The 23,365-nt window shown below is 67.3% G+C and carries 19 protein-coding genes; 14 read left to right on the top strand and 5 right to left on the bottom strand.

The window, feature by feature from the left end:
- Positions 1–154: 154 nt before the first annotated feature.
- Complete coding sequence (locus DIE22_RS21485) at positions 155–1,558, bottom strand: GntP family permease (protein ID WP_124497307.1); 1,404 nt, start codon at positions 1,556–1,558, stop codon at positions 155–157.
- A gap of 326 nt (positions 1,559–1,884) precedes the next feature.
- On the opposite strand from DIE22_RS21485, the gene DIE22_RS21480 reads away from it, so the two are divergent.
- The 5 genes from DIE22_RS21480 to DIE22_RS21460 all read left to right on the top strand — a co-directional run bounded on the left by DIE22_RS21480 (position 1,885) and on the right by DIE22_RS21460 (position 7,641).
- Positions 1,885–3,372 carry a sigma-54-dependent Fis family transcriptional regulator gene (locus tag DIE22_RS21480; RefSeq protein ID WP_124606057.1) on the top strand — a complete coding sequence of 496 codons (1,488 nt, stop codon included), beginning with the start codon at positions 1,885–1,887 and terminating at the stop codon, positions 3,370–3,372.
- Positions 3,373–3,438: 66 nt separating this feature from the next.
- Entirely contained in the window at positions 3,439–3,966 is a 528-nt protein-coding gene (locus DIE22_RS21475) for a BON domain-containing protein (protein ID WP_124497305.1), read from the top strand.
- Positions 3,967–4,027: 61 nt separating this feature from the next.
- The gene (locus DIE22_RS38920; RefSeq protein WP_260426737.1) at positions 4,028–4,312 is read left to right on the top strand and encodes a hypothetical protein; all 285 of its coding nucleotides are present in this window, start codon (positions 4,028–4,030) and stop codon (positions 4,310–4,312) included.
- 103 nt (positions 4,313–4,415) lie between these two features.
- A complete protein-coding gene (locus DIE22_RS21465; protein WP_124497304.1) occupies positions 4,416–4,712 on the top strand; it encodes an H-NS family nucleoid-associated regulatory protein in 297 nt (98 codons plus the stop codon).
- A 571-nt stretch (positions 4,713–5,283) separates the two neighbouring features.
- Positions 5,284–7,641 (top strand): GNAT family N-acetyltransferase, encoded by a 2,358-nt coding sequence (locus DIE22_RS21460; protein WP_124606056.1) that lies wholly within the window; start codon positions 5,284–5,286, stop codon positions 7,639–7,641.
- Positions 7,642–8,324: 683 nt separating this feature from the next.
- Here DIE22_RS21460 and DIE22_RS21455 read toward each other — a convergent pair.
- Both DIE22_RS21455 and DIE22_RS21450 read right to left on the bottom strand, forming a co-directional pair.
- Positions 8,325–8,876 carry a hypothetical protein gene (locus tag DIE22_RS21455; RefSeq protein ID WP_124497302.1) on the bottom strand — a complete coding sequence of 184 codons (552 nt, stop codon included), beginning with the start codon at positions 8,874–8,876 and terminating at the stop codon, positions 8,325–8,327.
- A 262-nt stretch (positions 8,877–9,138) separates the two neighbouring features.
- The gene (locus tag DIE22_RS21450) at positions 9,139–9,963 is read right to left on the bottom strand and encodes an IclR family transcriptional regulator (RefSeq protein ID WP_185640663.1); all 825 of its coding nucleotides are present in this window, start codon (positions 9,961–9,963) and stop codon (positions 9,139–9,141) included.
- A 657-nt stretch (positions 9,964–10,620) separates the two neighbouring features.
- On the opposite strand from DIE22_RS21450, the gene DIE22_RS21440 reads away from it, so the two are divergent.
- Positions 10,621–11,469: an ureidoglycolate lyase gene (locus DIE22_RS21440; protein WP_124497301.1), complete on the top strand. Its 849-nt coding sequence runs from the start codon at positions 10,621–10,623 to the stop codon at positions 11,467–11,469.
- Positions 11,470–11,673: 204 nt separating this feature from the next.
- On the opposite strand, the gene DIE22_RS21435 is transcribed toward DIE22_RS21440, so the two are convergent.
- Positions 11,674–12,057: a VOC family protein gene (locus DIE22_RS21435; RefSeq protein WP_124497300.1), complete on the bottom strand. Its 384-nt coding sequence runs from the start codon at positions 12,055–12,057 to the stop codon at positions 11,674–11,676.
- A gap of 99 nt (positions 12,058–12,156) precedes the next feature.
- Here DIE22_RS21435 and DIE22_RS21430 point away from each other — a divergent pair, with 99 nt between their 5' ends.
- Positions 12,157–12,804 carry a CGNR zinc finger domain-containing protein gene (locus tag DIE22_RS21430; RefSeq protein WP_124497315.1) on the top strand — a complete coding sequence of 216 codons (648 nt, stop codon included), beginning with the start codon at positions 12,157–12,159 and terminating at the stop codon, positions 12,802–12,804.
- A 51-nt stretch (positions 12,805–12,855) separates the two neighbouring features.
- On the opposite strand, the gene prpR is transcribed toward DIE22_RS21430, so the two are convergent.
- Complete coding sequence (gene prpR / locus DIE22_RS21425; protein WP_124497299.1) at positions 12,856–14,838, bottom strand: propionate catabolism operon regulatory protein PrpR; 1,983 nt, start codon at positions 14,836–14,838, stop codon at positions 12,856–12,858.
- A gap of 170 nt (positions 14,839–15,008) precedes the next feature.
- Between prpR and prpB the strand changes: the two genes are divergently transcribed.
- The 7 genes from prpB to DIE22_RS21390 all read left to right on the top strand — a co-directional run bounded on the left by prpB (position 15,009) and on the right by DIE22_RS21390 (position 23,048).
- On the top strand, positions 15,009–15,902 hold the full coding sequence (gene prpB, locus DIE22_RS21420; RefSeq protein WP_057925585.1) for a methylisocitrate lyase: 894 nt from the start codon (positions 15,009–15,011) through the stop codon (positions 15,900–15,902).
- 153 nt (positions 15,903–16,055) lie between these two features.
- The gene (gene prpC / locus DIE22_RS21415) at positions 16,056–17,228 is read left to right on the top strand and encodes a 2-methylcitrate synthase (RefSeq protein ID WP_124497298.1); all 1,173 of its coding nucleotides are present in this window, start codon (positions 16,056–16,058) and stop codon (positions 17,226–17,228) included.
- Between the two features lie 82 nt (positions 17,229–17,310).
- Positions 17,311–19,905 (top strand): Fe/S-dependent 2-methylisocitrate dehydratase AcnD, encoded by a 2,595-nt coding sequence (gene acnD / locus DIE22_RS21410; RefSeq protein WP_124606055.1) that lies wholly within the window; start codon positions 17,311–17,313, stop codon positions 19,903–19,905.
- 26 nt (positions 19,906–19,931) lie between these two features.
- Positions 19,932–21,122 carry a 2-methylaconitate cis-trans isomerase PrpF gene (gene prpF / locus DIE22_RS21405; RefSeq protein ID WP_124606054.1) on the top strand — a complete coding sequence of 397 codons (1,191 nt, stop codon included), beginning with the start codon at positions 19,932–19,934 and terminating at the stop codon, positions 21,120–21,122.
- A 211-nt stretch (positions 21,123–21,333) separates the two neighbouring features.
- Positions 21,334–22,386: a CaiB/BaiF CoA-transferase family protein gene (locus DIE22_RS21400; protein ID WP_124606053.1), complete on the top strand. Its 1,053-nt coding sequence runs from the start codon at positions 21,334–21,336 to the stop codon at positions 22,384–22,386.
- A 142-nt stretch (positions 22,387–22,528) separates the two neighbouring features.
- The gene (locus DIE22_RS21395; RefSeq protein WP_124497294.1) at positions 22,529–22,777 is read left to right on the top strand and encodes a type II toxin-antitoxin system Phd/YefM family antitoxin; all 249 of its coding nucleotides are present in this window, start codon (positions 22,529–22,531) and stop codon (positions 22,775–22,777) included.
- Positions 22,767–23,048, top strand: coding sequence for a type II toxin-antitoxin system RelE family toxin (locus DIE22_RS21390; protein ID WP_124606052.1), 282 nt, complete (start codon positions 22,767–22,769; stop codon positions 23,046–23,048). Before DIE22_RS21395 ends, DIE22_RS21390 begins: the two co-directional genes overlap by 11 nt.
- Positions 23,049–23,365: the final 317 nt, after the last annotated feature.

Here is a 23,365-nt window from a genome sequence, read left to right as displayed (position 1 = left end):
GCCCTGCTTCCCCCCACGCGCCCGCGGTGAAAACCCGGGTCGCCCCGCCCCCGCGCGCAAAAAAGCCCCCCCCCCCCACCCCGGGGCCCCCCCCCCGCCCCCCCGGGGGGGGGCGGGGCGGGGCGGCGTTCGGAACGCCGCGCCCGCCGCAGGCTTACACGAGGCCCGTCGTGTAGTACACGGCGATCACGAAGAACACCGCGAGCGTCTTGATCACGGTGACCGCGAAGATGTCGCGATACGACTCGCGGTGCGTGAGGCCCGTAACCGCGAGCAGCGTGATGACCGCGCCGTTGTGCGGCAGCGTGTCCATGCCGCCGCTGGCCATCGCGACGACCCGGTGCAGGACGTCCATCGGAATGTTGGCTGCCTGCGCGCCCTTGATGAACAGGTCCGACATCGCGGCGAGCGCGATGCTCATGCCGCCCGACGCCGAACCGGTGATGCCGGCCAGCGAGCTCACCGACACGGCTGCGTTCACGAGCGGGTTCGGAATGCTCTTCAGCGCGTCGCTGACGACGAGAAAGCCCGGCAGCGCCGCGATCACGCCGCCGAAACCGTATTCCGACGCCGTATTCATCGCGGCGAGCAGCGCGCCGCCGACCGCGGCCTTCGAACCGGCCGCGAAGCGGTCGCTGACGCGCTTGAACGCGGTCAGGACGACCAGCACGATGCCGAGCAGCAGCGCGGCCTCGACCGACCAGATCGCGACGACGGTCTTGATCGACGTCGTGACCGGCGTGTGCACGCCGGGCAGCACGTCCGGCGCGACCGTGTACGACGCGGTGCCGTACCACTGCGGGACCAGCTTCGTGAACGTGAAGTTCGACGCGCCGACGAGGAGCAGCGGCAGGATCGCGAGCGCCGGATTCGGCAGTGCCGTCGCTTCGACGCGCTCCGGCTCGTTGACGAGCGACGTGCCGTAGCCTTCGCCCTTCGCCATCGCCGAACGGCGGCGCCATTCCAGATACGCGAGGCCGACCACGATGATGAACAGCGAGCCGATCGTGCCGAGCGCGGGTGCGGCCCAGGCGGTCGTCTTGAAGAACGTGGTCGGGATGATGTTCTGGATCTGCGGCGTGCCGGGCAGCGAATCCATCGTGAACGAGAACGCGCCGAGCGCGATCGCGCCGGGCATCAGCCGCTTCGGAATGTTGCTCTGGCGGTAGAGTTCGGCTGCGAACGGATACACCGCGAACACCACGACGAACAGCGACACGCCGCCATAGGTGAGCAGCGCGCACACCGCGACGATCACCGCATTCGCACGCGAGCGGCCGATGTAGCGGATCGCCGCATGGACGATCGACTCGGAGAACCCGGACAGTTCGATCACCTTGCCGAACACGGCGCCGAGCATGAATACCGGGAAATACAGTTTGACGAAGCCGACCATCTTCTCCATGAAGATGCCGGAGAAAACCGGTGCGACGGCGGCGGGTTCGATCAGCAGGACGGCGCCGAGCGCGGCGATTGGCGCGAACAGGATCACGCTGTAGCCGCGATACGCGGCGAACATCAGGAACGCCAGCGCGGCGAGGACGATCACGAAAGACAAGGGAGTCTCCTAATTGCTTGGAATGGCTTTGGTTGTTGTTCGATCGCGGAACGCGCCGCGGACCGGCTCGGGTTCCTGCAGGTTTCGTGCCATCGGCCGCATTGCACCGCCGGACATGGGTCCGGCGCAGGCCGGCGGGCCCGCGCCGGCCAATGTCTGAAGATTCTACATAAATCGTCTCCATCCGGAGACGATTCGGTCGCGACGACAGCCCGCTGAATCGGGCAGGGCTTTCCCGGACAAGGCGTTTCGGCATGTCTCTGAAGTGAGATACTTCGTCTCGTTCCGGAGACATCCGGCCAAGCATACGCGGAGACGACGACACGATGATGAACGACTGGGCCCGCCTGCCCGTCAATTACGGCGACGTGCTGCGGCGCGCCGCCGAGTCGCTGTTTCGTACCTTCGAGGATTCGAGTGCGGGCACGGTGGTGGTCGATCGCGACGCGCGCGTCGTGTGGATGAACGAGCGTTATGCGGCGCGCTTCGGGTTCGCCGATCCGCAGCAGGCGATCGGCCTCGATTGCGAGACCGTGATTCCGAACAGCCTGATGCGCGAGGTCGTGTCGACCGGCCAGCCGATCCTCCTCGACATCATGGAGACGGGCCGCGAGCCGCTCGTCGTCACGCGCCTGCCGTTGAAGAACGAAGCGGGCGAGACGGTCGGCGCGATCGGCTTCGCGCTGTTCGATCAGTTGAAGACGCTCACGCCGATCTTTTCCCGCTACGCGCAGCTTCAGCAGCAACTGATCGCAACGCAGCGTTCGCTCGCGCAGGCGCGCCGTGCGAAATACACGTTCGCGAGCTTCGTCGGCACGAGCGCCGCGAGCCTCGAAACCAAGCGGCAGGCGCGGCGCGCCGCGCAGGTCGATTCGCCGGTGCTGCTGCTCGGCGAGACGGGCACCGGCAAGGAACTGCTCGCGCATGCGATCCACGCGGCGTCGGCGCGCGCGCTCCAGCCGCTCGTGACCGTCAACGTCGCCGCGATTCCCGATACGCTGCTCGAAACCGAATTCTTCGGCGCGGCGCCGGGTGCGTATACCGGTGCCGACCGCAAGGGACGCGTCGGCAAGTTCGAGCTGGCCGACCGCGGCACGCTGTTTCTCGACGAGATCGGCGACATGCCGCTGCCGCTGCAGGGCAAGCTGCTGCGCGTGCTGCAGGACAAGGAGTTCGAACCGGTCGGCTCGAACCGGATCGTGCGCGCGGATGTGCGGATCATCGCCGCGACGTCGGCCGACCTGCCCGCGCTCGTCGAGGCCGGCCGCTTTCGCGCGGATCTCTACTACCGGCTCAACGTGCTGACGATTCACGCGCCGCCGTTGCGCGAGCGCGCGTCCGACATCGCGGCGCTGGTCTACGCGACGCTCGAGGAACTGGCCGCGCAGCACGGGCGCGCCGCGCACTGCGAGCTGACGGACGACGCGCTGCGGATGCTGTGCGCGTACCCGTGGCCGGGCAACGTACGCGAGCTGCGCAACACGCTCGAGCGTGCGCTGATGCTGTCGGATCGCTCGGTGATCGATGCGGGTGCGCTCGCGCCATTCCTCGGGCCGGTGCGTGCGGCGCCCGACAGCGTGCCGGCGGGCACGCGGGTTGCGCCGTCGCCGGTCGGCCGGGACGCGGGCCCCACACCTGGTGCGCCCGGTGCGCCGGTCGTTTCGTATACCGATGCATTGGCTGCGTGGGAGCGCCAGTTCCTGATCGATGCGCTTGCGGCTTGCGACGGCAAGGTGGTGGAGGCGGCCGCGCGCATCGGCATCGGTCGGGCGACGCTCTACAAGAAACTGGCGGCGCTGGGGATCGACCGGTAGCACGCGGCGGCTAAAGCGCCCGGGCATGAGGAACGGCACCGGAGACGTGCCCGACAGGAGGCAACGATGAAGCGAATCGGCGGCGCCGGATGGCTGGCCGTACTGGTGGCGACATCCTCGTTCGCGCAGGCGGGTGACGCGGACGCGCCCGCGGTACGGCGCAACTGGTACAACGATCCGTTCGTCGCGCTGTCGCAGGGCTTCGCCGAATGCCCGCTGCCGCTCGGCCCGTGGATGACGCGCGCCGAAATGGAAGACGACGCGCACTACCGCGTCGAGCGCGGGACCACCTGCTGGCTCGCCCACCGCTGCACGAAACCGAACTCCTATATGTATGACGCGCCGATCGCCGAGGCGGCGAAAGCGCATTTCGCGGGCACCGATCGTCTGCAGCGCACGAGCCTGTGGATCACAGTGCAGCGGCGCTTCATCTATGTCGAAGGGTGTGCCGATCCGGCATTCGATCGGCAGGCGCTGGAGCGCGAACTCGGTGCGTTGCCCGACGTCGAGCGGGTGTTCGTTCGCATCACCGACGATCCGCACCGCGCCGTGCCGTACAGGACGCGCGGACGGCCCGACCGGACACCGGACTGAACGCGGGAGGACAGTGCATGGCATACTCGCGACATCCAAAAATAGGTTGACGGAAAGAATAATGAAACACATGCTTGCGTCGGTCTGTCGGTGGCCGTGGACGCATTGGCGTCGGGCCGGATTGTTGGCCCTGGTTGCGGGGCTCGGCGGGTGCGGCGGCGGGGCGCCTCTGTTCACTTCTGACGGGCGCCCGACTACGCAGGTGCAGTGCACCGGCAGCGACTGGAGCAATTGCACGGACAACGCCCGAGCCATCTGCAACGGGGAATTCGACGTCCTCCAGCAATCGACCGATGACGCCGTGCGAAATCTTCTCTTCGCATGCAAGAAGAAAAGCGGTTATTGATCCCGACATGACCGGCCAAGGGGACCATAATCGGGTGAAGCGCTTTTCTATTCGCTTGGAGTCGGCTATTTTTCATGAATAACACTCACGGAGTCCCATCCATATGGCGACCTACAGGCAACTGACAGCGCAGCTCGAAAGACTTCAGCAAAAGATCGACAAGGAACGCGAAAAGGCGATTGCCGATGCGATTGCCGCCATTCGGGCGAAAATCGAGGAATTCGACATTACGGCGGAGGAGCTCGGTTTCCGTCCGGTGGGCACCGCCGCTGCCGCGAAGCCGAAGCGTCCGTTGCCGCCGAAGTACCTGAACCCGAAGACGGGCGAAACGTGGAGCGGCCGCGGGCGGGCGCCGGCGTGGCTCGGCAAGAACCGCGCGCGTTTCCTGATCAAGGACTGACTCCCGAAAATCCTCACCTTTCGTGCGCTGACTGACGGTGCGAACGGCCATGCGGCCGTCGCACCGTTTTGTTTTTGGACAGCCGCGGCGCGATTCGGAACCGCGCGTTGAACCCCAATGCCACGCGATTAACGAATACCGTTTTGCGAATTCGCTGCGATTCGACCGGTTACCGCCGCGAATTCCGGTAAACAACCCCGCAATTGCGTGGCACGTGCGCATTGGCATGCTCGATCTTCGCGGTGCTGACGTACCGCCGGTTGCCATCACCTCTCGCGCATTCACGCGCTGCATCGTGCAATTCCCGAACTTGCTCACCATGGCTCCTGTAAATCCTCACCTTTGACGCGGCGACCGGATGACCGCATCGTGTCGCCTTCGCCCGTTGCGTCGTGCGAATGCGTCGGTTACCGGCCCATGTTGCGGGCATTGATGCGCGTCGCACAGTCGACCGTCCGGCATATAGGCAGCCGCATCGGGTTCGCCTATGCTTGGAGTTCGCGTCGACCGGCGCACGGCCATCTGGCCCGCGTGCCGGTCGGATCGTCTTTCGTTACCGTATGGAGCCGATGTGACCGTCCGCCATCTCGATGCGTTGTTCCAGCCCAGGTCCGTTGCGGTCGTCGGTGCATCGACGCGCGCGGGCAGTATCGGTGCGATGGTGTGGGCGCGCGTGCTCGACGGCGCGTTCGACGGGCCCGTGTGGCCCGTCAATCCGAAGTATCGCGAGCTGAACGGGCACGCGGTCGTGGCCGATGTCGACCGGCTTACCGCGCCGCCGTCGGTCGCCGTGATCTGCACGCCGCCTGCCACGTGGGCCGGCATCGTGCGCAAGCTCGGCGAACTCGGCACGCGCGTCGCGGTGATCGTCGGCGAGGCGCGCACCGACGCCGATCGCGCCGCGCTCGATCGCACGCTCAAGGCCGCGAAGCCGTTCGTGCTGCGTATCGTCGGGCCCGGCAGTCTCGGCGTGCTGTCGCCCGCGCGGCATGCGCATTTCGGCGCACCGGCCTATACGGCGCGATCGGGCGGCGTCGCCTGGGTGTCGCAATCGAACGCGCTGACGAACGCGGTACTGGGCTGGGCCGATGCGCGAGGCCTCGGCTTTTCGCACGTCGTCGCGCTGGGCGGCGAGGCCGACGTCGATGCGGGCGATGTCCTCGACTACCTCGCCAGCGATCCCGGCACGCGCGCGATCCTGCTCGAGCTCGACACCGTATGCGCCGCGCGCAAGTTCATGTCGGCAGCGCGTGCGGCGGCGCGCAACAAGCCGGTGCTCGCGTTGCGCACCGGGCGCGCCGATCCCGGCGACGCGCTTTACACGGCGGCGTTCCAGCGTGCGGGGATGGTGCGTGTCGATGCGCTCGACGATCTGCTCGACGAGATCGAGACGCTCGGCGTCGGGCGCGTCACCGCGCGGGGCGCGGCGACGCTCGTGACGAGCGACGCAGGCGTCGCGAAGCTCGCGGTCGATGCGGTCGCGGAGGTGCGCGATGTGCTGGCCGACTGGCCGGCGGCGGCAACGTCGGCGGTAGCAGCCGCGCTGCCGCATCTCGCCGGGCCCGGCAATCCGCTGACGCTCGGCGACGATGCGCGTCCCGAGCATTTCGGCGCTGCCATCAAGGCGCTCGCGCCGTTCCCGCAAACGGGCACGCTGTTCGTCGTGCATTCGACGTCCCACAGCGCGCCGGCCGATGCGGTCGCGCGTACATTGATCGAATCGCGACAGTACGCCTACCGCGGCATCCTCGCGTGCTTCTTCGGCGCGGTCGACGCGGCGACGCGCGACGCACTGCACGCGAACGGCATCCCGGTGTACACCACCCCGCAGCGGCTTGCGCGCGCATACGCACGGCTGGTCGACTACAACCTCGGGCGGCAGTTGCTGATGCAGACGCCCGAGGGCACGCCGCCGCAGCCGGCGGAGTGTGTTGCCTCCGCACAGGCCGAGGCCCGCCGGATGGTCGAGGCCGGCAGCCATGAACTGGCCGGCGAAGCGGCGTTGCGCTGGCTCTCTCACTTCGGCCTGCACGGCGAGCAGGCTGATGGGGCGGCCGGCGCCAGAGTCGTCGACGTCACGGTCGACATGTACGACGATTCGAACTTCGGCCCGGTGTTCCGCTATGCCGTGCCGTCGGCGGACGGCGTATCGGCACCGTTCGTCGTGTACGGGCTGCCGCCGCTGAATACGGTGCTCGCCCGCGCGGTGATGGAGCGTTCGCCATACGCGCGCCGTGCGCCCGTCGAACCCACGCTCGATGCGCTGACGGCGCTGTCGCAAGTCGTTTGCGACGTGCGCGAGGTCGTCGCGATGTCGATCACGCTGCGCGTGCTGTCCGACCGTGCATACGTCGTCGCGCCGCGCCTCACGCTGGCGGCCGGGCGCAGCCGGCTCGCGATCATGCCGTATCCGCGTCATCTCGAGCAGACGCTCGAATGGCGCGGCGAGACCGTGACGATCCGCCCGATCCGTCCGGAAGACGAAGAGGCACACAACGAACTGCTTGGCGCAATGACGCCGGACGATCTGCGGATGCGATTCTTCGGCGCGGTGCGCAGCTTCGATCATTCGCAAGTCGCGCGCATGACGCAGATCGACTACGACCGTGAGATGGCCTTCATCGTGTCGTTCACCGACGTGTCGGGCCGCTCGCACACGCTCGCGGTGGCACGTGCGGTCGCCGATCCCGACAACGAGACGGCGGAGTTCGCGATTGCCGTGCGGCCCGATCAGAAGGGCAAGGGGCTCGGGCGGCTGATGATGACCCGCATCGTCGACTACGCGCGATCGCGCGGCACCGCATGGATGATCGGCGAGGCGCTGCGCGAGAACACCGCGATGATTGCGCTGGCGAAGTCGTGCGGTTTCGCGGTATCGACGACGGAGGAACCCGGCGTGGTGGGGTTCAGGATGAAGTTGCAACCGTAGTCGCCATGGTGGGGCGCTCGGACGTGCGGCGGTATCGTGCGCTGCCGATACGGAACGCACGATGTCGGTGGCGTACAGTCGCGGTCGCGCGGCCGCGTCATAGTTTGGAATGCAGATCATTCGGCTTGTTCGGCCGAATCCGCGCATCGGTACAACGCTCGCTCCGTGACCGGCGGGGAAAGGCGAACGCGTCGAGTCACCGCATCCGCGACAGGCGCGTGACGTGCGCCGATGAACCCCGCGTACCGCCGGTTTCGGCGGCATATTCAAGCGCACTGACGCCTGCATGTCGCACCCGCGGCAACGGAAATGGAACAAGGGTAAGGTTTTTCGGGAGCCGCGAGTGAGCTTTTCCGGGAGCGTCTGGGTGAGCCGATACGGGAGCCCTCGGTGAGCCTTCCCGGGAGCCACCGGTGAGCCCTTGCGGGAAACCCCGGTGAGCCTTTCCGGGAAAGGGCGGTGAGCGTCTGCGGGAGGCGTCGGTGAGGACGTTCGGGAGGGGCAGGTGAGCGTCTCCGGGAGCTTCGGGTGAGCTTTTACGGGATGCCCGGGTGAGCGCTTACGGGAGGCTTTGGTGAGATTTTTCGGGAGCCTGCAGACGCAATGCTCCGGCAGGCACGGCGCCGGCTTTTGCCGGCGTTCGTGCCGGTGCGGGTACGCATGAATCGTGCCCGCGACAGCGTTTACGCGGCGAGTTTCGACGCCGCGTCGTTCACCTGGTCACGCGAAATCGCGAGTTCCTCGAGGTGCGTTTCCGCATAGACGCCGCCGGTTTCGCGCTCGAGGCGGGCGATCGTCAGTGCGCAACGCGCGGTGTCCTTCGGCATCGCGATGAAGCGCTTCACCGATTCGCCGGACGTAAATGCGTCGAACAGCGCGCCGCGCACGTCGTCCGGAAGCGTCTTGGTCCATTGGTACGGCTTGCCGTTGAACGTGATCGACGGCGGCAGCGTGCGTTCCTTCTTGGTGGCCGTGATGAGGCCGTAGGTGCGCGCGGCGTCGCCGATCTGCTCGGGCGAGAAGAGTTCGTCGGGCGTGATGTCGAACTGCTCGATGTAGTTCTCGATCGCCAGCATCGCGGCGGCACGATCGTCGCGCTTTTTCTGCGCGCGCGCGACGATGTCGCGCAGCTCGTCCGCTTCCTCGGGCGTGATCGTGAAGCTTGCCTGCTTCTGCTGAAGTTCGGAGAAACGCTGGAATTCTTGATCGTTCAGAAGTTTGGCCATGACATCCATCGGACACGACGGCCGCGACAACCGGCCATCGTAGATTTTGAGAGGGCCGCTATTCTAGCGTAGCGCCGGGCGCGCGGCGCTCGCAGGTTCGGCGATGGTCTGCGCAACGCCGGTGCGAGCGTCGGCGACACCGCGGTGCATTGCAACCCGCAGTGTTGTCGCCGCACGCTCCCGTGTGCCTGCCCGACTCGCCGGCCGGGTGACCGAAGGCCTGCCGCGCCCGAACGACCGACTGCCGCCCGCCTTCAGTCCCGTCGCGCGTTCAGCAAGTCCCGGCGCGGCACATCGACAGCTGGCCCGCCGCATCGCGCAGCCCTGCGACGACCACGTCGACTGACGGCGCCATGTGCGCATCGATGCGACGCATGTACGGACAGGTCAGCACTGCGATCGCATGGCCGGACGGACCGAGGATCGGCGCGCTCAGGTCGGTGACGCCGTATGCCTGGCGGCTGTCCTGACGCACGTGGCCGGACTGGCGGATGGACTGGCACGCGTGCGCGAGTTCCTGCTCGTTCATCGGCGTTTCGCCCTTGACCTTGCGATGTTCGGCCAGCATGTGCGCACGCTGCTCGGCACCCTGGAACGACAGCATCACGCGCCCCGACGCCGTATCGGCGAGGCCGACGCGCGAGCCGAGCCGCACCGATACGCCCCACGGGCCGGGGCCGTCGACCTGCGCGATCACGAGCAGGTTGCCGCGATCGTAGACGGCCAAGTGGCATGACTGTTCGGCGGCGTCGGCAAAGCGTTGCATCAGCGGCAAGGCTTCGGCGATCAGCCGGTTCATCGGTGGATGCCGGTGCGCGAGCGCGAACAGTTTCAGGCTGAGCGTGTAACGGTCGCCGCCGCTCGAACGCATCACGTAGCGGCGTGCGACGAGACGTTCGAGCATCCGGTAGATCTCGCTCGCATTGCGACCGAGCTCCTTCGTGATTTCGGTGCGGGTGAGTCCTTCCTTCTGTTCCGACAGGAGCTCGAGAATGTCGAGACCCTTGTCGAGCGCGGGCGCGCGATAGCGGTCGGCTGCGCCCATCGACTCCCGTGCGTCGCTGCCGGGGAGCGGGTTGTTGGTCGTTTGCATCATGGGTAGGAAGTCCGGGAATGGCCAATCGGTGAGCGACGCACGCTGACCGGTTCTGCACGCCGATTCGTGAAGCCGCGTGCGGATGTGACCGCCATCCACGCGAGCTTAACAACAAACATTCAGTGTGCAATGCAGCGTCTTTTTACCGATCGTTACCCAGCAAGAACGGATCAGGTTCGGTTCCCGATGACAGGGTCGTAAGGAATATTTGCGATTCATCTTTCGGTGTCCACGGCGGCCGGCATTTGGCGTAAAGCCGAATGGATCGGCGGGCCCGATGCTGCGGTGCAACGCCCGCAGGCGCACCAATAGTCGGTATCCGTCGCGCGCCATTTCACGGCGGGCCGCCGATGGTACAAAGAGCGGCGGGCCAGCGACGGTGCGGCCGCGCGTGAAGCCGGCCGGCACAGGCCGGTACATGCTGCGGATACCGGGCCGTCGTCGCCGATGCGCAGACCGGCGGCCGCCCGTTCGATGCGCGTCGCACTTCGGTGCGACGCCGCGATCGCTGCGCCCGCGCGAGCCTCGCGCGTCGAACGGCGCGCCGGATATGGCGCCGACGCGCGTCATCGACGATCGATATTCAGTCCGGCGCGTGGCCGCAAGCGGCTGCGTCGGCCGGTATCCTGTCACATTCGACAACAGAGGTTGAGCACGATGAAACTGCTTCGCTATGGCCCGGCGGGCCAGGAAAAGCCCGGTATCCTCGACGCGGACGGCCGGATTCGCGACCTGTCCGCGCACGTACCGGATCTTGCCGGCGACGCGCTGTCCGACGCCGGTCTCGCGCGCCTGCGCGCGATCGACCCGGCCACGCTGCCGCTCGTCTCCGGCGAGCCGCGCATCGGCGCGTGCGTCGGGCGTGTCGGCAAGTTCATCGGCATCGGTCTGAACTATGCCGATCACGCAGCCGAGGCCGGCATGCCGGTTCCGAAGGAGCCGGTGGTGTTCGGCAAGTGGACGAGTTCGATCTGCGGCCCGAACGACGGCATCGACATCCCGAAGGGCTCCGTGAAGACGGACTGGGAAGTCGAGCTGGGCGTGGTGATCGGCACGACCTGCAAGGACGTCGACGAAGCGCGCGCGCTCGATTGCGTCGCCGGCTACTGCGTCGTCAACGACGTGTCCGAGCGCGAGTGGCAGATCGAGCGCGGCGGCCAGTGGGACAAGGGCAAGGGCTTCGACACATTCGGCCCGATCGGCCCGTGGCTCGTCACGCGCGACGAGGTGCCCGATCCGCAGCGCCTCGACCTGTGGCTCGAGATCGACGGCCATCGCTATCAGAACGGCAACACGCGCACGATGGTGTTCACCGTCGCGCAACTGATCGCCTATCTGTCGACCTGCATGACGCTGCAACCGGGCGACGTGATCACGACCGGCACGCCGCCGGGCGTCGGGATGGGCGTCAAGCCGTCGCCGGTGTTCCTGAAGGCCGGCCAGAGGGTGCGCCTCGGGATCGAGGGGCTCGGCGAGCAACTGCAGCACACGCGCAACGCGCAGTAAGCGCTCGCGCGGGCCGAGCGGCGGGTGCAACCGGCTGCCACGCGCCGTCGCCCGCCGCGCTGTCCGATCTGCCGCCCGATCGCCCCGCATGATCGCGGGCGGCGCCCGTCGCGCACCGAATACCGCTGCGGTAAAGACAAGGGCCCGATTCCGCGCGATGCGGAATCGGGCCCTTGTCGTTCATCCGCGTCCGGACGAAGCGGATCAGACGACGTTGTCCAGTTCGCAATGGGCTTCGAGCCGATACCCGTCGGGGTCGACGACGAACGCAGCGTAATAGCCGGGGCCGTAGTGCGCGCGTTTGCCCGGCCCGCCGTTGTCCTGTCCGCCGTGCTGCAGCGCGGCGCGGTAGAACGCATCGACTTCCATCGGCGACGCTGCGCGGAACGACACGTGCAACCCCGACTCGGGATCGGCGGCGACCGGACGCGCCGCGTGCTGCAACCACAGCACCGGTTCGGTGGTGCCGTAGCCGAGGGATCCGTCGCCGCTGTACAGCCGCTTGTAGCCGAGCGCACCGAGCGTGCTGTCGTAGAACGCGCGGCTGCGGTCGATGTGGGCAACGCCAAACGAAAGGTGATCGATCATCTGTGGCTCCTTGAACTGAAGGGGACGTCAGTACAGCAAACCTGTTTTTAACCACCATGCCGGTTATGTTAGAAAGCGCCTGCGCGCTTGTCAACCGGCATGGTGGTTAGATACGATCGTGGCATGAACAAGACGCAACCTTCCGTCACGGCGGACTGCCTGATTCCAGCGCTGTCCGAAACGTTGAGCATCGATTTCGCGAACACGCGGTACTGGCGCGGCGCCGACGCACCGACGGAAACCTTCTGCACGCTGGACGACCTGTTCACGTGGTGCCGCGAGCAGGCGCGCGTGCCGGCCGGCCTGGCCGATGCGTGTCGCGCACAAGCGCAGCAAGGGAATGACGAGCCGGCGATGCTGGCGCGCGCGCTCGCATTGCGCGAGGCGCTTTATCGGCTCTTTCATGCGCAGGCCGAGCGGCGCGAGCCGCAAGCCGACGATCTCGCGCTGCTCGGCGGTTTTCTGGCGGAAGCGGCGCCGCGTGTCGCGCCCGCGCGGATCGCCGGCGGCTATGCGTGGCGGATCGGTGAGGCGGGCGCGACGCTCGCGGGGCTGTTGAGCCCGGTGCTGTGGTCGGCGACCGACCTGCTGGGCAGCGCGCGGCTCGCGAAGGTCAAGCGTTGCGCGAACGATGCATGCCAGTGGCTGTTCATTGACGACAGCAAGAACGGCAGCCGCCGCTGGTGCTCGATGTCGTCGTGCGGCAATCGCGCGAAGGCGTACCGCCACTATCACAAGGCTGGCTGACGGGGCCGCCTGTCCCAACCGTTCCACCCATCCCGCCCGTGCGGCTCGAACCTATTTCGCCGACAGCTTCCGCCACAGCGTCGTCTTGCTGATGCCGAGCATCGCGCACGCGCGATCGCGGTCGCCGCCGCACGCGTCGAGCACCGCGCGGATCTCGTCGGCTTCCGCGCGGCGGCGGCGCGCGTGCAGCGTCTGCGCGTCGTCGGCATCGGCCGCGTCGGGCGTCGCCGCGAACAACTCCGGCGCGATCGCCTGCAGCGCATCAGGCGCGAGCGCGGCGCACACGGCGCCCGGATCGCGCTCGTCGACTTCCTCGGCCAGTTCCACCGCGATCCGCTCGACCACGTTCTGCAACTCCCGCACGTTGCCGGGCCATCGGTAGCGCGAAAGTGTCGCCTGCGTCGCGTCGAGCACGCGCATCGCATCGCCGACCTCGCGCACGCGTTCGGCCAGCCGCGGCTCGCGCCGCGCGGCCTGCACGAGCAGCGTGGCCGCGAGCGCCGGAATGTCGGCGGCGCGCTCGCGCAGCGGCGGCAGGCCGACGTTCAGGATGTTGAGCCGGTAATACAGGTCCGCGCGGAACGTGCCGGCTTCGACGGCCGCGAGCAGCGGCCGGTGCGTCGCGGCGATCACGCGCACGTCGATGCGGATCGGCTCCGTCGAGCCGAGGCGGATCACCTCGCGCTCCTGCAGCACGCGCAGCAGCCGGCTTTGCAGCGACGGCGGCATTTCGCCGATCTCGTCGAGAAACAGCGTGCCGCGGTGCGCGGCCTCGAACAACCCGGTCTTGCCGCCGCGCCGTGCGCCGGTGAACGCGCCTTCCTCGTACCCGAACAGCTCGCTCTCGAGCAGCGCTTCCGGAAACGCGCCGCAGTTGATCGCGACGAACGGATAGTTGCGCCGCACGGACAGCGCGTGCAGGCTCTGCGCGATCATTTCCTTGCCGGTGCCGCTCTCGCCGAGCACGAGCACGGTCGCGTCGGATTTCGCGTAGCGACGCACGAGATCGCGCGCGCGCGTCATCGGCGCGGACGCGCCGATGACATCGTCGAGCGCGTAGCGCGCCGCGAATTGCTGCGTGTTCGGCTGCGAACGCAACGCGCGGTCGAGCCGTTCGACCGCGCGCGATTCCTGGAACGTCAGCACGCTGCCCGACGTGACGCCGCGATCGACGAGCGGCCCGCGATGCACGACGTAGCGCACGCCGCGCACCGTCGCGAGTGCGTCGCCGTCCTCGCCGCGCAGCGTGCGCAGCTCGGGCCGCAGGTCGACGAGCGCGCGGCCGACGGCTGCCGCGGGTTCGACCCCGAGCGCCGACGCGAGCCGCTCGTTGATCGCCTCGACGCGGCCGCGCGCATCGAGCGCGACCACGCCGTCGCGCAGGTGCTGCAACAGGTTGTCGAGCCGCTGGCGGCGAAACGCCTCGGCGTGCGTCGCGTATGCGACTTCGAGCGCCGTCTCGACCGCCTTGCGCACCGACGCATGCGAATACAGGAATACCGCGCCCATGCCGGCGCTCGCCGCGAGATCGGTGACGAGGCCGGGGCCGACGATCGTCTCGATGCCGCGGTCGTGCAGGTCGTGCACGCAGGCTTCCGCTTCCTGCGCGGACTGATATGACGCAAACTGCACGTCGAGGCCGTAGGCGGCGACGAAGCGGCGCACCTCGGGCGGCGTCTCGCCGGCGCTGACGAGCGCGATCCGCGACGCGTCGCGCCGGGCGCGCGCGAGCGCCTGCATCACGTCGAAGCCGGTCGGCGACACGACCACGACCGGCACCTGCGCGCGCGTTTTCAGGAAGCCGCCGTTCGAGCCGGCCGCGACGATCACGTCGGGCCGCGCGGTGCCGGCTTCCGCGATCGCGCTCAGCGCGTCTTCGTAGGCCCGCGTGACGATGCGCACGTCGGCGCGTTCGTCGAATTCGCCGGCGATCTCGCGAAACAGGTCGCGCAGGCGGCTGATGCCCATCGCCCAGATACGCGGGCGCACCGTGCGGTCGGCGGGGCCGACGGGCTTGGTCGAGGAGAGGTCCATGGCGACCGATTATGCGCGCGCGATTTCATTTTTGAAACATGGAATTGCCAAATTGAAATATTCGGACGATTCATCACCTCTGCCGGTTGCTTAAGAATCAGTGGGTTAGCGGCATTTCGCGAGCTGGCCCGGTCCTTGCTGTTAATGGGCATTCCTTCAGGAGGCCGTTCATGAGCAACACGCATCTTCAGAGCGCCGGCGCGAAATTCCGCGCGGCAGTCGCGGCCGAGCAGCCGCTGCAGGTGGTCGGCGCGATCACCGCGTACGCAGCCAAGATGGCGCAGGCCGTCGGCTTCAAGGCCGTCTACCTGTCGGGCGGCGGCGTCGCCGCGAATTCGCTCGGGATTCCCGATCTCGGCATCAGCACGATGGAAGACGTGCTGATCGACGCGAACCGGATCACCAACGCGACCGACCTGCCGCTGCTCGTCGACATCGATACGGGCTGGGGCGGCGCGTTCAACATCGCGCGCACGGTCCGCTCGTTCATCAAGGCCGGCGTCGCGGCCGTCCACCTCGAGGACCAGGTCGGCCAGAAGCGCTGCGGCCACCGTCCGGGCAAGGAAGTCGTGCCGACCGAGGAAATGGTCGATCGCGTGAAGGCCGCGGTCGATGCGCGCACCGACGACCAGTTCGTGATCATGGCCCGCACCGACGCGGCCGCGGCCGAAGGGATCGACGCGGCGATCGAGCGCGCGATCGCTTACGTGGAAGCCGGCGCCGACATGATCTTCCCGGAAGCGATGAAGACGCTCGACGACTACCGCCGCTTCAAGGCGGCTGTGAAGGTGCCGATCCTCGCGAACCTGACCGAGTTCGGCTCGACGCCGCTGTTCACGCTCGACGAACTGCGCGAGGCGAACGTCGACATCGCGCTGTACTGCTGCGGCGCGTATCGCGCGATGAACAAGGCCGCGCTGAATTTCTACGAGACGCTGCGCCGCGACGGCACGCAGAAGGCCGCCGTGCCGACCATGCAGACCCGCGCCGAGCTGTACGACTTCCTCGGCTATCACGCGTACGAGCAGAAGCTCGACGAGCTGTTCGCGCAGGGCAAGAAGTAACGTGCCCGCCCGCCGGGACGCGTGTCCCGGACGCTTTGCATGATCGGACGCAGTGCTGAAGCGCCAGGTCCGGTCGACAGCCTTGCATGGGACCGCGCCAGGTGCTGAAGCGCCAAGCGCGGTCGACATTGATCCCCATTGGAGAACGGAAACATGAGCGAGACGAAAGACGCAGCAGCACCGGCCGCCGCCGGCGCATTCAAGCCGAAGAAATCGGTGGCGCTGTCGGGCGTGACGGCCGGCAACACGGCGCTGTGCACGGTCGGCAAGACCGGCAACGACCTGCACTACCGCGGCTACGACATTCTCGACGTCGCCGAATCGTGCGAGTTCGAGGAAATCGCGCACCTGCTCGTGCACGGCACGCTGCCGAACCTGACCGAACTGGCCGCCTACAAGTCCAGGCTGCGCGCGCTGCGCGGCCTGCCGAACGCGCTGAAGGCCGCGCTCGAGCAGATTCCGGCATCGGCCCACCCGATGGACGTGATGCGCACCGGCGTGTCGGTGCTCGGCACCGTGCTTCCGGAGAAGGACGACCACAACCTGCCGGGCGCGCGCGACATCGCCGATCGCCTGATGGCGTCGCTCGGCTCGATGCTGCTGTACTGGTATCACTTCTCGCACAACGGCAAGCGCATCGAGACGGAAACCGACGACGACTCGATCGGCGGGCACTTCCTGCACCTGCTGCACGGCAAGACACCGTCGAAGTCGTGGGTCGACGCGATGCACACGTCGCTGATCCTGTACGCGGAGCACGAGTTCAACGCATCGACGTTCACCGGCCGCGTGATCGCGGGCACGGGCTCGGACATCTACTCGGCGATCACCGGCGCGATCGGCGCGCTGCGTGGGCCGAAGCACGGCGGCGCGAACGAGGTCGCGTATGAAATCCAGAGCCGCTACAGCTCGCCGGACGACGCCGAAGCCGACATCCGCCGCCGCGTCGAGAACAAGGAAGTCGTGATCGGCTTCGGTCACCCGGTCTACACGATCTCCGATCCGCGCAACAAGGTGATCAAGGGCGTCGCGCACAAGCTGTCGAAGGAAGCCGGCGACCTGAAGCTGTACAGCATCGCCGAGCGCCTCGAATCGGTGATGTGGGATGCGAAGAAGATGTTCCCGAACCTCGACTGGTTCAGCGCCGTGTCGTACCACATGATGGGCGTGCCGACCGCGATGTTCACGCCGCTGTTCGTGATTTCGCGCACGTCCGGCTGGAGCGCGCACATCATCGAGCAGCGCGTCGACAACAAGATCATCCGCCCGAGCGCGAACTACACGGGTCCGGAAGACCTGCAGTTCGTGCCGATCGAGAAGCGCTGAAGCACCAGCCGCGCGCGCCGGCGCCCGTGATGCGGGCGGCCGGCGCGCGCGAGACGCCATACCCCGAATTCAGCCCCACATCATGAATACCGCCTACCGCAAACCCCTGCCCGGCACGTCGCTGGACTTCTTCGACGCGCGTGCCGCGGTCGAAGCGATCGCCCCCGGCGCGTACGACACGCTGCCGTACACGTCGCGCGTGCTCGCCGAAAACCTCGTGCGCCGCTGCGATCCGGCGATCCTCGCCGATTCGCTGAAGCAGATCGTCGAGCGCAAGCGCGAACGCGACTTCCCGTGGTTCCCGGCGCGCGTGGTGTGCCACGACATCCTCGGCCAGACGGCGCTCGTCGACCTCGCGGGCCTGCGCGACGCGATCGCCGAGCGCGGTGGCGACCCGGCGAAGGTGAACCCGGTCGTGCCGGTCCAGCTGATCGTCGACCACTCGCTCGCCGTCGAGTGCGGCGGCTTCGATCCGGACGCGTTCGCGAAGAACCGCGCGATCGAGGATCGCCGCAACGAGGATCGCTTCCACTTCATCGAATGGACGAAGCAGTCGTTCGAGAACGTCGACGTGATTCCGCCGGGCAACGGCATCATGCACCAGATCAACCTGGAGAAGATGTCGCCGGTGATCCAGGCGCAGGACGGCATCGCGTATCCGGACACCTGCGTCGGCACCGACAGCCACACGCCGCACGTCGATGCGCTCGGCGTGATCGCGATCGGCGTGGGCGGCCTGGAGGCGGAGAACGTGATGCTCGGCCGCGCGTCGTGGATGCGCCTGCCCGACATCGTCGGCGTCGAGCTGACCGGCAAGCGCCAGCCCGGCATCACCGCGACCGACGTCGTGCTCGCGCTGACCGAGTTCCTGCGCAAGGAAAAGGTGGTCGGCGCGTATCTGGAATTCCGTGGCGAAGGTGCCGCGAGCCTCACGCTCGGCGACCGCGCGACGATCTCGAACATGGCGCCCGAATATGGCGCGACGGCCGCGATGTTCTTCATCGACGGCCAGACGACCGACTACCTGCGCCTCACCGGCCGCAGCGACGAGCAGGTGAAGCTGGTCGAGACCTACGCGAAGGCGGCGGGCCTGTGGGCCGACACGCTGAACAATGCGCAATACGAGCGCACGCTGACGTTCGACCTGTCGAGCGTGGTGCGCAACATGGCCGGCCCGTCGAACCCGCACAAGCGGCTGCCGACGTCCGATCTCGCCGCACGCGGGATCGCCGGCCCGTGGGAAGAGCAGGCGGGCGAGATGCCCGACGGCGCGGTGATCATCGCCGCGATCACGAGTTGCACGAACACCAGCAACCCGCGCAACGTGATCGCCGCGGCGCTGCTCGCGCGCAACGCGAACGCGAAGGGCCTCGCGCGCAAGCCGTGGGTGAAGAGCTCGCTCGCGCCGGGCTCGAAGGCGGTCGAGCTGTATCTGGAAGAAGCGAACCTGCTGCCGGAACTGGAAAAGCTCGGCTTCGGCATCGTCGCGTTCGCGTGCACGACCTGCAACGGGATGTCGGGCGCGCTCGATCCGAAGATCCAGCAGGAGATCGTCGATCGCGACCTGTACGCGACCGCCGTGCTGTCCGGCAACCGCAACTTCGACGGCCGCATCCACCCGTATGCGAAACAGGCGTTCCTCGCGTCGCCGCCGCTCGTCGTCGCGTATGCGATCGCCGGCACGATCCGCTTCGACATCGAGAAGGACGTGCTCGGCCACGACCAGGACGGCAAGCCCGTCACGCTGAAGGACATCTGGCCGACCGACGAGGAGATCGACGCGATCGTCGCGTCGAGCGTGAAGCCCGAGCAGTTCCGCAAGGTCTACGAACCGATGTTCGCGCGCACGGCCGATGCGGGCGAGCGCGCGGCGCCGCTGTACGACTGGCGTCCGCAGAGCACGTACATCCGCCGTCCGCCGTACTGGGAGGGGGCGCTTGCCGGCGAACGCACGCTGACGGGCATGCGCCCGCTCGCGGTGCTCGGCGACAACATCACGACCGACCACCTGTCGCCGTCGAACGCGATTCTCGCGAGCAGCGCGGCCGGTGAATACCTGGCGAAGATGGGCCTGCCGGAAGAAGACTTCAACTCGTACGCGACGCACCGGGGAGACCACCTGACCGCGCAGCGCGCGACCTTCGCGAACCCGACGCTGATCAACGAGATGGCGGTCGTCGACGGCGCGGTGAAGAAGGGCTCGCTCGCGCGCGTCGAGCCGGAAGGCAAGGTCATGCGGATGTGGGAAGCGATCGAGACGTACATGAATCGCAAGCAGCCGCTGATCGTCGTCGCCGGTGCCGACTACGGCCAGGGTTCGTCGCGCGACTGGGCCGCGAAGGGCGTGCGGCTCGCGGGCGTCGAGGCGATCGTCGCCGAAGGGTTCGAGCGGATCCACCGCACGAACCTGATCGGGATGGGCGTGCTGCCGCTCGAGTTCAAGCCGGGCACGAACCGCACCACGCTCGGCATCGACGGCACCGAGACCTTCGACGTGATCGGCCAACGGATGCCGCGCGCCGATCTCACGCTCGTGATTCACCGCAGGAACGGCGAGCGTGTCGAGGTGCCGGTGACGTGCCGGCTCGATACGGCCGAGGAAGTGTCGATCTACGACGCGGGCGGCGTGCTGCAGCGTTTCGCGCAGGACTTCCTCGAATCGTCGCAGGCGGCTTGACCGGGTCACACAGGGACAACGCAAACATGGCTCACATTCCTCAAATCAGGATTCCGGCGACCTACCTTCGCGGCGGCACCAGCAAGGGCGTGTTCTTCCGGCTGCAGGACCTGCCGGATGCCGCGCAGACGCCGGGCGCCGCGCGCGACGCGCTGCTGCTGCGCGTGATCGGCAGCCCCGATCCGTACGGCAAGCAGATCGACGGGATGGGCGGCGCGACGTCGTCCACCAGCAAGACGGTGATCGTGTCGAAGAGCACGCGGCCCGGTCACGACGTCGACTACCTGTTCGGCCAGGTCGCGATCGACCGCGCGTTCGTCGACTGGACCGGCAACTGCGGCAACCTGTCGGCGGCGGTCGGTCCGTTCGCGATCAGCGGCGGCCTCGTCGATGCATCGCGCGTGCCGCGCGACGGCATCGCGACCGTGCGGATCTGGCAGGCGAACATCGGCAAGACGATCGTTGCGCACGTGCCGATCACGAATGGCGCGGTACAGGAGACGGGCGACTTCGAGCTGGACGGCGTCACGTTCCCGGCCGCCGAAGTACAGCTCGAGTTCATGGACCCGGCGGCGGACGAGGAGGGGGCGGGCGGGTCGATGTTCCCGACCGGCAACCTCGTCGACGACCTGGTCGTGCCCGGCATCGGCACGCTGAAGGCGACGATGATCAACGCGGGGATTCCGACGATCTTCGTCGAGGCAGAAGCGATCGGGTATACGGGCACCGAGTTGCAGGACGCGATCAACGGTGACGCCACGGCGCTCGAGAAGTTCGAGACGATCCGCGCGCACGGTGCGCTGCGCATGGGGCTGATCGACACGCTCGATGAAATCGCGACGCGGCAGCACACGCCGAAGGTCGCGTTCGTCGCGAAGCCGGCCGATTACGTTGCGTCGAGCGGCAAGCGCGTGAACGCGGGCGACGTCGACCTGCTGGTGCGCGCGATGTCGATGGGCAAGCTGCACCACGCGATGATGGGCACGGCGGCGGTCGCGATCGGCACGGCCGCGGCGATCCCCGGCACGCTGGTCAACCTCGCGGCGGGCGGCGGCGAACGCAATGCAGTGCGCTTCGGGCATCCGTCGGGCACGCTGCGCGTCGGCGCGGAAGCGCAGCTAGAGAACGGCGAGTGGACCGTCACGAAGGCGATCATGAGCCGCAGCGCGCGCGTGCTGATGGAAGGCTGGGTGCGGGTGCCGGGGGATGCGTTCTGACGCACGACTGTTACCGCGTGCGACCCTTCAGCGGTGAATGGAGCACCGATCCCTGCGAGGCGAACCCGCTGCGCAGGGATTTTTCGTTTGACGCTGATCGACCGCGAAGCATCGGACCCGCGTAAGCGATGATGGACTGACGCGGATCGACCGCGAAGCATGGGACCACCGTAAGCGCTAAAGCGCTAACGGTGGTCGACAGGAGAATCGTATGTCGCTTGATGCCCCGCTTTCCGGCGTCCACATCGTCGAATTCGAAGGTCTCGGCCCCGGCCCGCTCGCGGGCTGGATGCTCGCCGGGATGGGCGCGCGCATCACGCTGATCGCACGTCCGGCCGGCCGCACGAGTGCGCCGGACGCGTTGCAGGGCCGCGACGGCGACCTGCTGCGCGAAGGCAAGACGATCGTCGAACTCGATCTGAAGACACCGGACGGCCGCGATGCGGCGCTCGCGCTGATCGCGCAGGCCGATGCGCTGGTCGAGGGGCTGCGACCGGGCGTGATGGAGCGTCTCGGCCTCGGGCCCGACGCTTGTGCGCGCCGCAATCCAAAGCTCGTGTACGGACGGATGACGGGCTGGGGCCAGGACGGGCCGCTCGCGGCCGCCGCCGGACACGACCTGAACTACGTCGCGCTGACGGGGCTGCTGTCGCTGTCCGCGCCGCGCGACGGCCGGCCCGGCGTGCCGCCGACCGTCGTCGGCGATGCCGGCGGCGCGCTCGGGCTCGCGTTCGGAATCGTCTGCGCGCTGTTCGACGTGCGCGGCGGCGGCCCGGGGCGTGTGGTCGACGGCGCGATCGTCGACATCGTGTCGATGCTCGGCTCGCTCGCGCTGTGGGCGCGCGCGAACGGCCAACTCGACGGCGCGCAGCCGAGCCTCTTCCACGACGCGCCGTTCTACGACGTGTATCGCTGCGCGGACGGCGAATGTGTGACGATCGGCGCGCTCGAGCCGCCGTTCTATGCGCTGCTTGTCGAGCGGCTCGGGCTGACCGACGTCGAGCCGGCGTCGCAGTACGACCGCGCGCGCTGGCCGGCGCTGAAGACGCGTTTCGCCGAGGTATTTGCGCAGCAGCCGTCCGCGCATTGGCGCGCGCAGCTCGAAGGCAGCGACGCGTGCTTTGCGCCGGTGCTGAGCGTGGCCGAAGCGGTCGAGCATCCGCACAATGCGGCGCGCGGAATCTACCGTACCGACGCGGACGGCAACGTTCGGGCGCATGTGGCGCCGAGATTCTTGCCGCTGGCGGGGGACGGTGCGGAATAGGTGCGCCGGATCGCCGATTCGGAAGCGCTACTCGGGAGATGCGCTTCAGCGCTGGACGGTGAATTCGATGAGAGCCAAATTTGGTGCTAAATTTAGCTCTAAATAGAGTAAAATTGGACTTCGATCGATGAAGGAGTCCGATATGCCTCACACCATCCTGGCCAGTATTACCGCGAGCGTTTCGGAACTGAAGCGCAACCCGATGGGAACCGTAGCGGCGGGCGAGGGCTTTCCGGTTGCGATTCTGAATCACAACGAGCCCGCGTTCTATTGCATCCCGGCGAAGACGTGGGAAGCGATGGTCGAACGTCTCGAAGATATCGAAGACAATGCGCTCGCCAATGCGCGTGCGAAAGACAAGGTCGTCAAGGTCGGTCTGAATGACCTTTGAACTTGCCTTTCTCGAGCCTGCGTTGAGAGAGTGGAAGAAGCTTGATCGCACCATCCGCGATCAGTTCAAATCCCGACTGGCCGAGCGGCTCGAGAATCCCCGCATTCCGTCGGCCAAGCTGCATGGCCATCCGGACCGTTACAAGATCAAGCTGCGCAGCGTCGGCTACCGACTCGTCTACGAAGTGCGCGATACGGAAGTGATCGTACTGGTCGTCGCAGTCGGTCGCCGTGATCGAGATGCCGTCTATCTTGCCGCGATGAAGCGATAGACCGGACGACGCCCGGCGCGCGTGCTGCCGTCGCTTGCGGGCGATGTTGCATCGCTCGTGTTCGGACATGCGATCGACGAAATGGGGGAGTCCACGCGTCTCCGCCAGCTACAAATACATGTCACGACGATGAATCGCAAGTCAATTTTTCGTATGGCAATCCTTATCAATAGAGGCAACCATCCCAAGGTACGTGACCGCTTCAAATGGGGCTCCCCGTCAGACAACATTTTCAGCGTACCGGAGAAGCGGCGTGAGGTCATCGTTCGATGGAAAATCCGTCATAGGAGAACTGGGAAAATCGTCGACGGTGGTGA

Origin of the sequence: Burkholderia sp. Bp9142 (genome assembly GCF_003853415.1) — a bacterium.
Lineage (GTDB): Bacteria > Pseudomonadota > Gammaproteobacteria > Burkholderiales > Burkholderiaceae > Burkholderia.
Note: the sequence above shows the minus strand (reverse complement) of the source record. Positions and strands in the feature narration are given on the sequence as shown.